This window comes from Actinoallomurus purpureus (assembly GCF_024055795.1).
Taxonomy (GTDB): Bacteria; Actinomycetota; Actinomycetes; order Streptosporangiales; family Streptosporangiaceae; genus Actinoallomurus; species Actinoallomurus purpureus.
In genome coordinates, this window is record NZ_JAMXMY010000004.1 from 171491 (window position 1) to 186113 (window position 14623).

General features: G+C 68.3%; 9 protein-coding genes. 5 read left to right on the plus strand and 4 right to left on the minus strand.

The window, feature by feature from the left end:
- Window positions 1-89 precede the first annotated feature (89 nt).
- Window positions 90-986, minus strand: a complete 897-nt coding sequence (locus NE236_RS10435; protein ID WP_252841681.1) for a LysR family transcriptional regulator — start codon at window positions 984-986, stop codon at window positions 90-92.
- 130 nt (window positions 987-1116) lie between these two features.
- Here NE236_RS10435 and NE236_RS10440 point away from each other — a divergent pair, with 130 nt between their 5' ends.
- Entirely contained in the window at window positions 1117-2055 is a 939-nt protein-coding gene (locus tag NE236_RS10440; RefSeq protein WP_252841682.1) for an alpha/beta hydrolase, read from the plus strand.
- 74 nt (window positions 2056-2129) lie between these two features.
- Here NE236_RS10440 and NE236_RS10445 read toward each other — a convergent pair whose 3' ends face one another.
- Together NE236_RS10445 and NE236_RS10450 are read right to left on the minus strand one after the other, a co-directional pair.
- On the minus strand, window positions 2130-3848 hold the full coding sequence (locus NE236_RS10445) for a serine/threonine-protein kinase (protein ID WP_252841683.1): 1719 nt from the start codon (window positions 3846-3848) through the stop codon (window positions 2130-2132).
- Window positions 3845-5281 carry a DUF4407 domain-containing protein gene (locus NE236_RS10450; protein WP_252841684.1) on the minus strand — a complete coding sequence of 479 codons (1437 nt, stop codon included), beginning with the start codon at window positions 5279-5281 and terminating at the stop codon, window positions 3845-3847. The genes NE236_RS10445 and NE236_RS10450 overlap by 4 nt, the downstream gene beginning before the upstream one ends.
- Window positions 5282-5860: 579 nt before the next feature.
- Between NE236_RS10450 and NE236_RS10455 the strand changes: the two genes are divergently transcribed.
- From NE236_RS10455 to modA, 4 genes are all read left to right on the plus strand, one after another.
- A complete protein-coding gene (locus NE236_RS10455; RefSeq protein ID WP_252841685.1) occupies window positions 5861-7468 on the plus strand; it encodes a hypothetical protein in 1608 nt (535 codons plus the stop codon).
- A gap of 14 nt (window positions 7469-7482) precedes the next feature.
- Window positions 7483-8526: a hypothetical protein gene (locus tag NE236_RS10460; RefSeq protein WP_252841686.1), complete on the plus strand. Its 1044-nt coding sequence runs from the start codon at window positions 7483-7485 to the stop codon at window positions 8524-8526.
- 85 nt (window positions 8527-8611) lie between these two features.
- Window positions 8612-11191, plus strand: coding sequence for a hypothetical protein (locus NE236_RS10465; protein WP_252841687.1), 2580 nt, complete (start codon window positions 8612-8614; stop codon window positions 11189-11191).
- Window positions 11192-11330: 139 nt separating this feature from the next.
- Window positions 11331-12131 (plus strand): molybdate ABC transporter substrate-binding protein, encoded by an 801-nt coding sequence (gene modA / locus NE236_RS10470; RefSeq protein WP_252841688.1) that lies wholly within the window; start codon window positions 11331-11333, stop codon window positions 12129-12131.
- A 68-nt stretch (window positions 12132-12199) separates the two neighbouring features.
- Here modA and NE236_RS43415 read toward each other — a convergent pair whose 3' ends face one another.
- Window positions 12200-14515 carry a SpoIIE family protein phosphatase gene (locus NE236_RS43415; protein ID WP_308209074.1) on the minus strand — a complete coding sequence of 772 codons (2316 nt, stop codon included), beginning with the start codon at window positions 14513-14515 and terminating at the stop codon, window positions 12200-12202.
- Window positions 14516-14623 lie beyond the last annotated feature (108 nt).

Below are 14623 nucleotides of genomic sequence, written 5' to 3' on the forward strand. Positions count from 1 at the left end.
CGCTCGAAACGAGAGGGCTTCCCAACGCGCAGGTCACGGGATGCATTCAACGGCGGCCGGGGTGCCGGGCGCGGGCGGGCGCCGGACGGTCAGGTCGGCAAAGTGACCTTCCGGACCTCTGCGACCATGCGGGCGATCAGCGGCGTGGGGGCGTGGCGGGTCCAGACGATGCCGAGGTCAAAGGGGCTGCCGTCCGAGACGGGGATCCAGCGTAGGTTGCCGTTGGCGGGTGCCGACCCGCTGAGTGGTTCAGGGGCCAGCCAGATGCCGCGGCCGCGGGCGACCTCCAGCAGGCAGTCCTCCATGCTGTCGACCACCGGGCCCAGGGGCGGCGGGTCGCCGTCGGGGCGCGGGTCGGCGCGCCAGTACCGCTCGGCCTCTGCCGAGGTGAGCACGTTGGGGCGTACGACCGGATCGGCGGCGAGGTCGGCGAGGGTCACGGCCTGCCGGTCGGCGAGCGGATGGCGGGTCGACAGGACGGCTACCCGGGCGTCGGTGCGGATCACCGCGTGGTCCAGCCCGACGCCGCCGATCGGCAGCCACATGAAGGCGGCGTGCGCCCGTCCGTCGCTGAGGAGTTCCAGTTCCTGTCTGGGGCTCGGCACGCTGGTGAGGTCGACCCGGAGTCCGGGAACGGCGGCCTCCAGCGCGTCGGCCACTTCGACGGCGAAAAGGTTGGTGGCGTAGGGGCAGCATGCCAGGCGGATGGTTCCGGCCTGCCGCTTGGCGGTCGCGCGTACGCGTTCGGCGAGTTCGGTCAGGTCGCTGAGCACGGTCTTGCCTCCGGCGGCCAGTTCGTCCCCGGCGGGGGTGAGCAGCACGCCGCGGGAGGTGCGGACCAGGAGCGCCAGTTGCAAGGAGCGCTCCAGCTGCTGGATGTGGCTCGACACCGCCTGCTGGCTCAGATGAAGCCGGGCGGCGGCCCGCGTGATGTTGAGCTCCTGTGCCACGGCCAGGAAGGACTTCAGACACCGGACATCAAGCATGATCACACGCTAAGAGACAACGGCTCCCTGTGGCAGCAACCACGACTTGCTGTTTCCGCTCCCGCAGCCCGCTCAGGCAAGATCACATCACGGGCAGAGCCCTTCTTCTCTCTCAGGAACGAGGTGTGAGATGTTCGACGTGACCACCGGCACGGCCGGCGCGGCCGACGGGGAGCGGGTGACGTTCACCAGCGGCGACCGGCCCCTGGTCGGGCGACTGTACCCGGCGGCCTTCGGTGACGGCCCCGCACCCGCAGTGGCGATCATCGGCCCGATGACGTTCGTCAAGGAGCAGGCGCCCCTTCAGTACGCGCGGCGCCTCGCCGCCAACGGCTTCACGGTCCTGATCTTCGACTCCCGCTACCGTGGGGAGAGCGGCGGCGAGCCCCGCTGCTTGGAGGACCCTGTCGCCAAGGTTCAGGACCTGCGTGCGGCCGTGGGCTTCCTGGCCGCACGGCCCGACATCGACGCCGGCCGCGTCGCCGTGATCGGCGTGTGCATGGGCGGTAACTCGGCCGTCCATGCCGCCGCCGACGATCCGCTGATCCGCGCGGTCGCGGCCGTGACCCCGCACTTCCGCAACGCCGACGCCGACGCCCAGTGGCTCGGCGGTCCGCAGGCCGTCGCGGCCCGCCTGGCTCGAGGCCAGGAGGCCAGGGCCAAGTACGAGGCCACCGGCGAGGTCGAGTACGTACCGGCCGTGGACTCGGTCAGCCTCGAGGTCGGCATGCCCGGCCACCTCCCCTGGACCTGGTACCAGGCTCAGGCCGACCGCGGCATCTGGGAGAACCGGTACGCCGTGATGAGCGACGCCTCGCTGCTGACCTACGAGAGCCTCAGCGCCGCCGCACGGTTGACCAAGCCGTTCCTGCTCGTCCATGGCGACAACTGCGCCCTGCCCGAGCAGGCCAAGCGGCACTTCGCCGTCGTGCCGACCAGCGACAAGCTGCACCTGCGGCCGGACACTCCCCACCTGTCCTTCTACGACGACCCCGCGGCCATCGACCCGACCGTCACCAGCCTCACCGACTGGTTCGCCCGCCATCTCGGTCCCGGCGCGGGCGAGTGACCCGCCTGCGCGGCAGGGCGCAGACCCGTGAAGCCCTCGGCCCCCGCGCTCCTACCGCGTAGGCATCGCCGCCGTCATTGTCCGGTGCTTGGGGTTTCGTTCAGGTGGCGGATGACCTGCACGGAGACCGGTTGGTCCATTTCGGCCAGGACTTGGGTGGCCCAGGATGCCTCCACGACTGACAGGATCGAGGCGACTGTTCTGGGCGGAGTGTGGGTCAGGACGCCCCGGGCTTGTTCGATGGGCATTGCGCGGACCACTGCCGCCGATGCCGCGACCTTCGCGGACATTGTTTCGACTATGGTTCCTGCCGGTCTTACGGCCATGTGTGCGAGCACGGCTGCGGCCGGTTGGGGCTTCAACTGGAGGAGCACGCTCGACGCGACTCTTGGCGGCACATTGTTGAACACCCGGCCGGCTTCGGCTTCGGGCATCGCTCGGATGACAGCGGCGGTGGGGCGGATCCGGGCGGACATTGCTCCGACCACGGCTCCGGCGGGTTTGTGCGCCATACAGGCCAGGATCTCGGCGGCTCGGGTCGACGGTAGCGCCAGCAGTACGACTGCGGCGGTCCTGGGCTGTGCGTGGTCCAGCACGCCTGCGGCATATTCGGCGGACATCGCGCTCATCATGCGGGCGGCGGCCGTGGTTTCGGACGCCATGTCGTCCAGGACGCCGCCGGCGGCGCGCGGGCCCATTCTGGCCATGATCATGACAGCTCGTGTCGGGTCCCCGGCTGCCATTATGGCGAAGGGTGACAAGGGGGCGCGCCGGCCGTCGGGCCCGGCCGGTGCGGGGTCTTCCGGCCGGATCGGCTGCTCGGGCGTACGGAGCCCAGGCTTGCGCTGCTCGGGCTTCCGGTGGCGCGGGTCCGGCTGCTCCGGCTTCCGATGGCCGGGGTCCGGTTCCGGCGGTTCGGGGCGGGGCGGTGGCCCGGCGCCGGTGCGGACCGATGTGCTCTCAGCGACGATTCGGCCTAGTAGATGCGCTACTTCGTCGGCGCGCATTCGTGCGTCGGGTTCCCTGATGAGGAGGCGTTCGATCACCGGGCGGAGGCGATGTGCGCCGGTCAGGGGCGCCGGGGCCTCAGACTCGGAGAGTACCGCGAGCATGATCGCGACGTCCTTGTCGCGGTGGTAGGGCGAGTGTCCCTGCACTGCCGTGTAGAGCGTTGCGCCCAATGACCACATGTCGGAGGCGGGGCCGACCTCGCCGCCTTCCATGATGCGCTCCGGGGCCATGTAGGCGACCGTGCCGATCACGGAACCCTCGCGAGTGAGGGGGCTGTGGCCCTCGATGGTCGCGATTCCGAAGTCCGCCAGCAGCACCTCGTTCGGCGTACGGCCGATGAGGATGTTGGCGGGCTTGACGTCGCGGTGCAGCACACCCTCGGCGTGGGCGACGCACAGTGCGTCCAGTACGCGCAGACCGATCTCGGCGATGTAGCGCTCGGTGAGCGACTCCGGGGACCTCTGGATCAGATCGGCGAGAGAGTGACCCGCGATGTACTCCATCACGATCCACGGATCCCCATCCTCTTTGAGGACGTCGTAGATCCGTACGATGCCGCTGTGCTGGAGGCGGGCGGCTGCCACCGCCTCACGCCAGGCTCTGAGTCTCAGTTGGGCGCGTTCCTTGGGGCCACCACCGTGCGGAAGAACGATCTCCTTCAGCGCCACGCGGCGGTCGAGGATCTCGTCGTGGGCGAGCCAGACGCCGCCCATCCCGCCCTCGCCGAGTTTGGAGGTGAGCCGATAGCGCCCGGCGATCACCTGTTCGGAGCGGCCTCTCATCCGGCGTGCTCGTCGTCGAGGAACTCCGGGTCGTCGGGGAAGAGTTCACCGGCCTCAGGCACGGGCTCATCCGGCGTGGTGGGACGCGCTGGGATGAACGATGCGTCATCGCCTCGGATCGTCGTGTCGCGTATGCTGCGCAGCTTTCGGTCCTCCCAGGTGTCCGGCGGTCGCGGTATGACGGGCCGTACCTGCGCGTGGTCGAGAGGTTCACTCACGGAGGGCGGCGGTTCGCTCGGCATCTCGGCGGTGACCGATCCTGGCCCGCTGTCCCAGATCCGGCTGACGTCGTCACCGTCCACGTCGCCGAACAGCTCCCGCATCTGCTCTTTCTTGAGCATTTCAGAGGCCACCCTTACCTGGGCGCGTTCCTCCAGTGCCAGGATCTTCTCGTAGCTGTTCGGCGGGCCGAAAGTGTGCAGGAGCTTGACGATGACGGGCAGACATTCGATCGCTGTGATGAACAGAAAAAGCAATATCTGCGCGGATCGCAGCGTGCCGTTCTTCTTGGCGACCTGATCGAGTGCCTGGAGCCTGATGAGCAGCCCCTTGGACGCTTTGTTGCTCGCCTCGTACGCCCGCTGGCGGGCCTGCTGTTGCTGCTGGAGGGTCTGGAGCTGCCGCTGTACGCCCGGAAGTGTCCCGCGCGCATAGTCGACCCGCGCCTGCCTGCCGTTGCTGTCGGTGGCGGTGAGCTCGCGCTTGCGGGCCTCGATCTGGGTGTTGAGGTCGTTCAGGTCACTCTGCGCCCGCCGGTAGCTCGTCTCCTTGGCCCTGGCCAGAGGGCCGTCACCGGCCGGTTTGCATGGGCCATAGAGCTGGCACTGCCAGTCCTTGAACTGCGCGTTGGTCGTCTTCTGTTGAGCGTCGCGCTGCTTGGTGAGCCCGACGACCTTTGCGTCGGAGCCCGGGTCCACCGGATCGTCGCCGCCCGACGAGATGACACGCTGCAGCCGTTGGGCCTGTCCCTGAAGCGCGGTGATCCCTTTTCCTACGTCGCCGTTGACTTGCTCCTTACGGAAGCCGTTGGCCTGGTTCTCCTGAATCTGGACGATCTGTACCTCGATCTCCGGCTTGAATATCTGGAGGACCAGCGGCGTGGAGATGACCAATCCGAACAACAGCGCGAGCACGAGTCGTGGAATGGCTGGAATGAAGTTCTTCCAGGCGCTTTCGTGTCGCTGAATAGAAGTTACGAGCCACCGGTCGAGGCTCATGATCGCCAGACTCCACGCCAGACCGAAGCCGATCGCGATGGGCAGCGCGACCATGAGTGCGGTGTTGAGTGCGAAGGTCATTGAAATACCGGCCATCACCGATGTGATGAGCACGGCACTGCCGATGCCCTCGTATTTACCGCGGTCGGTCGGGCAGCGGGCCAAGACCTCGGAGCGGGCCCCGGAAAGCCAGATCAGAAAACGTCTCACGTGCACTCTCTCTGGAGGGGGAGATCATGGACGCGAAGAGCATGCCCACCCGTCGCACATGCCGAGTGTCGTTCGGGGCGGAGGCGGAAGGCTCTCCCGATGGCCGGTTTCAAACCATTGACGACCTGAATCGGCAAATAACTCCGGCTGGCTGCATTCGGTCAAGTTCATGATGCTACCTCGCTGTTTTTGCGGCGTCTGTGTAAAAAGACACACTTGTCTGCCTGTGACTGTATCAGTATGATCGACCCAGGATGGACTCCCTCGCATCCAATGACGGCGCGACCGAAACGGGATCAATGATCAAGGCCAATCTGAGGGCTATGGTCCGAAATGATCGAAAATAAGCCTGTTGCCGGGTGTGGGGTAGGTCCCGAGGATGGCTCCGCCCCTGCGGCCGGGGGTGGTGCGGGTTCGGCGGGTGGCTCGAGCGATCCGGCCGGGGGTGGTGCGGGTTCCGAGGGGGGACCAAGCCGTCCGACGTGTCCGGTCTGCGGGCGGCGGTGGGACGGCGAGCCGATCTGCCGTGCCTGCGGGTGGGCCCGTCGGCCTCCGGGCACCAGCGGGCAGGAGGGCGAGCTTGAGGTGGCACGTCGTGCCTTTGACGCGATCGCGGCCGCACGGGTCTCCCCGGACGAGAGCGGGCGGCGGATGCCGTGTATCCGCGGCGGCATGCCGGACCGCGGCGAATGGGAACAGGCCGTGCTCGCCACGCGTCCCGACGTCGCTCCTGAGAGTGTGCCGGCCGAGATCCTCCACCAGGCCATGGCCGCGCTGAACGGCTCCGACCGGCTGACCGTCATCGAGGTGACCGACAAGGGCATCGGCGCCACGCAGGTGGGTGTCGGGCCGCTGGGATGGCTCGAGGTCATGTCGGCGCGCGACCTGGCCGACTGGACGGACCTGCTACCCATGCTCTCCCCGGATCCGGTCGTACGGTCCTTCCAGCTCGCCGGCGGCATCGCGGCGTTCGAGCACGAGCAGCTGTGGGCCACGCTGGAACGCGCACTCGCCGCGCTCATCCATGCGGGTCGGCCTGTCGTGATCGTCTCAACGGTGTCCGGCTGGACTCTGCCCGAGCGGGCGGTGGCGTTCCTGGCGCGCCGATACGAGCCGGCTTCGTCGGTGCGGGTCTCGTCGAGGTCATTGGGCCCGCTGCTCGGGCGGCTGGTCGAGGACTCCGCATTGCACCAGCCGTACGAACTCGTGGTCGCCGCGGTGCATCCGGCGAGCCGCGAGGTGATGTTGCAGTCCCGCCAGCTCTTCGCGGTGGGCGCCCGGCCCGGCGACGAGACCGTCCTACCGGTGCGCTGCGTCTCGTCCGACGAGAACGGCACCGTGCTCGCCATCGTCACCTGGCATGACGGCGATCCACGGCTGCTGTCCACCAACTCGGTCAAGCTGCGCCCGGGGACGTATCGGCTGCGCGCGGTGCTGGACGGGCCGGCACGCGTCCGGCTCGTCGAACCTGCGGGCGTGGCACCGGACGAACGGCGCTGGTCGGAGTTGCTGAGCCTGATCCCCGAGCGGCTTGAGCCGTCCGTGGCAGCCGTGGACCTGGTCTGCGGGGTGGAGTTGGGCGGTGGCCGCGAGGCAGTGGACGCCCGGCTCCGCCTGATCCGTGAGCTGATCAAGATCCTGGACGAGGAATGTCCCGAGCCCGACCTGCTCCGGATCGCGATCCTCGGCTACGGCGACCACGCGCTCGACGCGCGGCTGGATGACCGCCGGGTGGTCCGCGGAGCGTGGCTGGCCCCCGCCGCGGAGGCGCTCACCACGTTGGCGCGGCTGCGCGCGGTCGAGCCGGAATATCACGAGGCTGCGCCGGTCGAGGACATGCTCTACGAGGCCGTCGGCCGGCTCGTACCCGCGGCCCGGGAACGAAAGACCGTGCTGATGACGGTCGGCGGACGTCCGCCGCACCCGCCCAGGACCAACGAGAGCGGCGTGCTGCCCTGCCGGCACGGCCATGACTGGGACAAGCTGCTCCGCATGCTGGAGCGGAACACCGACGTCTCCTGCATCGCCGTCGTCGACGGTCTGAACACGCGGGACCGGTCGACGTGGCTCCGGCTGGGCGCCAAGGCCCTGCGGGAACTGCCCGAGACCGAACCCCGTCAGCTCGGCATGGACATCGGAGTGCTCGTGCCGCAGGTCCAGAGACTTCCTTTCCCGCTGCTCGACCAGGAATGACGAGGAATGAGGCGATGGTGACCTCCGACAAGACGTTTCCGGACCGGCCGGGCCCGAAGCGGGTGATGCGGCGCATCGGACTGTGGGGCGCGCCCGGCAGTGGGAAGACCTCCTTCCTCGCCGCGCTCAATGTGGCGGTGGCCCAGAGCCGGCAGGACTGGGCGCTCGTCGGGGTGAACGACGATTCCGTCGCATTCCTGACCGAGAGCACCTCGACGCTCACCGATCAGCGCCGCTTTCCCAAGGCCACTGAGAGCATGGACGAGCTGAGCTGGGTGATGATGTCGGAGAGCGAGGTCCGTACGGGCGGGCGCTGGCGCAAGGAGATCGTGAAGGTGCCGCTGCAGTTCCACGTCGACCTCCTCGACGCGCCGGGTGACAACTTCAAGAGCGTGGCCAAGAGCGATGACGACGCGGTCACGCTCAAGGATCTCGGCTTTGACGAGGACGAGAGCGGTGAGGAGTCCCAGTCGGACACCGAGCGGCTGATCGACAGCCTGGCGGTCTGTGACGGCATCGTCTATCTCTACGATCCGGTCCGGGAGAAGGAGAAGGGCGACGCGTACAAGTACTTCCAGGGCACGCTGGCGCAGATCGCCCGGCGGGCGTTGCAGGATCGCCGCTTCGACGGTAACCGTCTGCCGCATCATCTGGCGGTCTGCATCACCAAATTCGACGAGCCGCGCGTCTACGAGACCGCCAACCGGCGGGGTTATCTGACCGTCGACGTCGATGACGACCACATGTTTCCCCGGGTGCACGAGGACAGCGCCGAGGAGCTATTCGAGGACCTGTGCAAGGTGTCGCCGACGGGCAGTGCCGCCCTGGTACGCAAGAGCATCAAGCGCTACTTCCACGACAGCCGGGTCCGCTACTTCGCCAGTTCCTCGGTCGGCTTCTACCTGGGCAAGTCGGTCCGTTTCCGGGCCGCCGACTATCAGAACGTGGTGCCCGACGGGAACGGCGGCCACAAAATCCGTGGCGCCATTCACCCGATCAACGTGCTGGAGCCCTTGCTGTGGCTGGGCCAGCAGCTCACCGGCCCCGCAACCCACTGAGCGGGCGAGGGAAACGATGGTGTGGATCGATGCGGAGTGGGCGCTCTGGGGGAAGTCACCCGGAGAGCGGGACGACTATTCGATTATGGCCGCCAGCCGCGGGCGCTTCCAACCTGCTCAGTTCAAGGAGATCATCGCGCGGTTCACCCCTGGCACCCCCGACTCGCCGGAGGCACTGCCCCGGGTCACGCTCAGCTGGGTCGGCGCGAATGACGACGCCCATCTCGGGCTGGCGATCCAGACGTGGACCGGGGACAAGGACGGCGTGGGCCGGGACATCGCCGAGACCAGGTACTTCTGCGTGCCGTACCGGCAGCTCAACGAGCACGCGGTGTCCTATGCCGGGCTGTACGAGGCGCTGAAGGACCTGTCACCGCGCGACCACGGCTCTCAGCCGATCCGCGTTGACGTGCCGGAACTCGACCCCGGACGGCTCGTCGCGGACATGGCGGCGCTCGGCGAGCAGACGGTACGCGAGACGGCGGCGCTGCTGTTGATCCCCCGCCGCGCGGTCTGCGTCGTACGGGCCGACCAGACGAAGCTGCTGGAACGGTTGCGGTTCCTGGACGCGGTGATCTCGCTGCTGCCGTACGGCTACCGGACCAGGTTCACGGCGTCCACGTGGACCAACAGCGCCACGCGGCATCGCATCAGGCTGTCGTTCGCCAGGCGGGCGCGGGACGAGGCTCACCCGGTCATCTGGCGAGGCTCAGGCCACGTACCGCACGATGAGGAAATCGCGGGCGTCCACCTCGAGCGGCTCAGCGCGCTGCTGACCGGCGGCAAGGAGCCGTCATGGATCATCGACCGGCTGGCGGCCGACATCGAACCCAGACGGTTCGAAGATCCGACGCACGCCGTACAGGCACTGGAGCGGCTCGAACGGCCACGTCTCGTGGTCGAGCGTATCCGGGCGAACGACGGTGATCCCGGCGAAGTACGAGAGCTGCTGGACAGCGGCCAGATCATGGACCTGGAGCCGGACGACCGCCGCAAGGCCCTGGGCTATCTCATCGGCCTCGGGGAGCACGAGGACTTTCCGCGGATCGAACACTGGCTACCGATCATCGCGAAGGGCGATCCGGCGCTGTTGGTCGACAGCTTGATCGATACCGCCAAGCGGCTGCTGTGGGCGCCGAGCAGCCGACGGGTACGGCCCTACCTGGTCTGGGCCGAGCGTCTCGGTCGCACCGACAGGTTCCTGGCCGGCGTGATCCTGTCGCCCGCCCGCCGCGAGGATCTGGAGGGTGGCCTGTACGGCGTCGCCGAGATGCTCTACGAGGAGGTCATCGCCACCGGGCAGACCAGCGAGTACGGCCAGAGTCTGGTCGCTCTCTCGCAGAACCCCGCAGCGGTCTGTGAGTTGATCGCCCGGCTCGCCGAGGGTCGGGCTCCGCACCTGCGCGCCGGGCTGGACTGGCTGACGCCCGTCAGGCCCGAGTTGATGCGCCCCTTTCACCTGGTGCTGGCCCGCTCTCCGCGAGCCCCGAGCCGAGGCGACATCGAGATACTGGCCGGGTACGGTCGCAACTGCGTCCGCGCACTACTGGGCGCGGCGTGCCACCGACGCCGACTGCACCTGGTCCTGCAGCCCTTCATCGAATGGCTGAACACCCGGGGCAATCTCAAACCGGACGAACAGAGCTACTGGGCCGAACGTCTGGGCGATCTCAATCCGGATGACCCCGCCATGCGAGGGGCCCTCGACGTGCTCCGTCTGGCCACCGCGGCACTCCCGAGCGCGATGATGAACGTGGCCACCAGGGACTGGACCCACTACGCGGACGGCTTCGTGAACCACTGGGAGATCGAGGTCTGGAACCCCGACAACCGAGCCCACATGCTCTCCGGGATGAGTTCGTACCTGCGGAGGATGCGATGGCAGATCCACAGCGGCCGGGCCGATGACGTGCTGTCCCTGACCGAACGGCTGACCGAGCACGCCGCGCCCCAGGACGCCGTCCGGCTCATTCAGGCCCTTGTCACCAGCCTCTCGGAGGCGCCCGACCTGACCTCCGATCCGGACGCCCGCGACTGGCTCGACCGGATGCGCGGGCAATATCCGCCGGAGACCGCGCCCCGTACGAAGGTAATGGAGCCGCCCTCGGTGCGGCCCCACGGCCCCACGGCGCCGCCCCTGTACCCCCCGGCACAGCTCGAGGACGAGGTCGAGACCATCGTCGGCCGCTGCATCGCCGCGTTTCACCACGGGCGGCGATGCGATGGGGTCCTCGACGGTCTCGCACGGACCCAGGCGATCACGTCAGAGACGAGCGCGCTCCGGATCGTCGGAAGGCTGTACGACGGCCTGATCACATTCGGCGCACAGCGCGAGGTCGCATACGACTGGGCGATGGCGTTGGCCGGCCGGGTCATGAGGGGAGAGTTCGGGCAGGAGGTCGCTGCCGGTTTCCACCGGGAGGTCCGGCGATCCAGCCTGTTCGAGGTGATGTTCCGCATCAATCTCCTTGCCACGGTGGCCGACCGGGGCGCGGAGAGGCCGCTGGATCTCACCGACGACGACCGCCGCCATCTCAAGGAGATCCGGGACCACACGGATCTGATGGTCAAGAAGTCGACGCAGACGGGCAGCCTTTGGGCGCGGCGCCCGTCGATCCTGCGCCGTGGCGATGCCGATGATCCGGAGCGCGACGATCGGATCTGACCTCAAAGTGCCGCTGTCACCACACCTCAAATACTGGCCTGTCAGGCCGATGTCGCTCGCATATACCCCACCTAGTACCGTTGGATCCTCGATTATGCGGGCATATGGTCTTGGCATGGCGACCTAGGAGAGAATCACCGTGATCAGTCGTAGGCCTCGCCTCGTCGCGGCGTCGTTCAGCGTTGTACTCGGTATGGGCCTTGCGCTCGCCGGCTGTGGCAGCACAGGCGACAAGTCCGCCGCCTCCGCTTCGCCGAAGACCGGCGGTAAGACCGTCACCGTGCTGGCCGCCGCGTCCCTGACCGGGACGTTCACGCAACTGGGCAAGGACTTTCAGGCCGCCCGCCCGGGGGTCAAGGTCACCTTCAGCTTCGGTGGCAGTTCCACGTTGGCCACGCAGATCACCCAAGGCGCCCCTGCGGACGTGTTCGCCGCCGCCAGTCCCGCCACCATGAAGACCGTCACCGACGCCCATCTTGCCGACGGACAGCCTCAGGTGTTCGTCCGCAACCGTCTGGAGATCGCCACTCCGGCCGGCAACCCGGGCAAGGTCACCGCGCTCAAGGACCTGGCCAACCCCAAACTCAAGGTCGTGCTGTGCGCCGACCCGGTCCCCTGTGGCGCGGCCGCCAAGAAGGCCCTGGCCAGCGCGAAGTTGACCGTCAAACCGGTGTCGTTGGAACAGGACGTCAAGGGGGCCCTCACCAAGGTCGAGACCGGGGAGGCCGACGCCGCGCTGGTCTACCGCACCGACGTCAAAGCCGCCGGTGACAAGGTCAAGGGGATCGATTTTCCTGAAGCGGCCAACGCCATCAACGACTATCCGATCGTCACCCTTGCCAAGGCCCCCCAGCCGGCCTTGGCCAAGGAATTCCTCCAGTACGTGCTGTCCCCACACGGCAAGGCGGTCCTGACCGCCGCCGGATTCGAGTCCCCCTGACCACGCCCAGGCGACTCGGCAACGGGGGCCAGTACACCGCGCGACGTACGGATGCGTGTCCGGGTCTGTCAGGTCGTATGGCTGGGCGCGCTTGAGCGGGGTGGTGGCCGGGTACGCGCCACCAGCAGCGCTATGTCATCGGTGGGGTGCGCCGGCGCGATCGCATCGATCACCGCTTGACACGTCTCCTCCGGAGTGCGGCCCTCGGTTCGCTCAAGCGTCCGGCGCAGGTCATCCAGCCCGCCGTCGATGTCCCGGGTCCGGTCCTCGATCAGCCCGTCGGTGTACAGCACCAGTCGTGAGCCTTCCGGCAGGCGCAGCTCGGCGGTTTCGAAGGGATAGCCGCCTAGTCCGAGCGGGGGTGAGGCTGGTACATCCGGGTAGGTGACTGTTCCGCCCGGGTACACCACCGCTGGGCAGGGGTGTCCTGCGCGGGCGATCGTGCACGCCCCGGTCACCGAGTCGTAGATCGCGTACAGACACGTCGCTCCCGTAACCCCGCCTTCCCCGCCGCCTTCCGTGGCCTCACCGGTGCTCTCCTCGCTGTCCATACGCGCGACCAGTTCATCCAGGTGCGCGAGGACTTCGTCCACCGGGAGGTCCAGCGCGGCGAAGGTATGCGCCGCAGTGCGCAGCCGCCCCATCGTCACCGCTGCGTGCAGTCCGTGCCCGACGACGTCGCCCATCGCCAGCGCCACTCGTGCCCCCGGCAGCGGGATGAGATCGAACCAGTCCCCACCCACCCCCACCTCCGCAGGCAGATACCGCCAGGCCACCTCCAGCGCATCCTGTTCCGGTTGCCCCTGCGGCAGCAGACTCCGCTGCAGCGCGAGCGCCATCGCATGTTCCCGGGTGAAGCGCCGGGCGTTGTCGATGGCCACCGCCGCCCGCGCGGCCAACTCCTCCGCCAACAACAGGTCCTCCTGCTCGAACGCCGGCGTATCCCCCACCCGGTAGAAGCTCGCCACGCCCAGCGGCACACCCCGCGCCTGCAGCGGCACGGTCACCAGCGAGTGCAGCCCCTGCTCCAGCGCCCTCCGGGCGCGATCCGGATCCTGCTGCTGCCACCCCGGTGCCCGCCGCAGGTCCACCTTCAGCACCCCATACCCCTGCTCCAACGCTCGGATCTGCGGCGTCTCCGGCGAAAAAGTGATCTGTTCGCCCACAGGGAACAGCGGCGACATCCGCAGCTCACCGCTGATCGCCACACGCCGCAGATGCCGCCATCTCTCCGCCGCCGGCTCCTCCCCTCGCATCACCGCATCCAGCAGATCCACCGTGACGACGTCGGCGAACAGTGGTACGGCCACCTGAGCCACTTCCTGTGCCTCACGCACCACATCCAGCGTCGCTCCGATCCGGATCCCCGCCTCGTACAGCAGCTTCAGACGCTCCCGCGCCACCTCCGCCCGCCCCGATACCGCCGCCAGTTCCGTGGTGTCCCGCAACGTCACCACGCTGCCCCCCCGGGTCCCGTTCGGGAACGTTGGCCGCTTGTTGACCGCCAGCAGCCGATCCTCCACCAGATGCACCTCATCCGTGACCGGCCCCACCGACACCAGTGAACGCGTCACCTGCTCGGGCAGCCCCAACTCCCGCACGTGCCGCCCCGCCGCATCCGCAGGCAGGCCCAACAGCAGCTTCGCCTCGTCGTTGGCCAGCACCAGTCGCCCGTCGGCGTCGGTGATCAGCACCCCTTCCCGCACCGCGTGCAGGACCGCGTCGTGGTGCTCGTACATCCGCGTCATCTCCGCCGGGCCCAGGCCGTGCGTCTGCCGCCGCAGCCGGCGGGACACCAGCGCCGTCCCGCCGGCGGCCATCGCCAGCGCGGCCACGCCGCCGCCCAAGATGATCGGCAGCTGTGGCATCCACTGTCTCGCCACGTTCTTGACCGTGAGCCCGGCGGACACCAGGCCGACGACCGTGCCGCCGGCATCGGTCACCGGGACCACCGCCTGGACGTCCGTTCCCCTGCCCGTCGGCAGGGGCGGCCCGCCTGCCTGCTCAATGATCGTGCGGCCCTTCAGCGACGGTCGGATGTCGCCGACGAACCTCTTCCCGATGTAGTTCGGGTAGGGGTACGTGTAGCGGGCCCCTCGGGTGTTCATGACAACGATGAAGTCCACGCCCGCCCTCTTGCGGGCCGCTTCGGCGCGCGGCTGCAGCACCGCGGTCGGGTTTCGGCTGTGCAGTGCCTGAACAATGCCCGGAGCATTGGCGAAGGCCTGAGCCGCGACGACCGACTCTCGGCGCCCCTGCCGCAGGGCGTCATACGCGGCCTGAAGCACCTCCATCGTCACCGCGGCCGCGACCAGCAGTGTCACGATCACAACCTGGAGAAGGAACACCTGCCCGGCGGTACTGCGCAGGTTCAGCAGGGACACGCTGTGACCAGGCGGGCGCCCGGCGAACGGATGGTGTGACGACCTCCGATGGCGCCGGAAATATGCCTTCATGACCCATTCATAACACCGCGCTGTGAGCCCAGACCG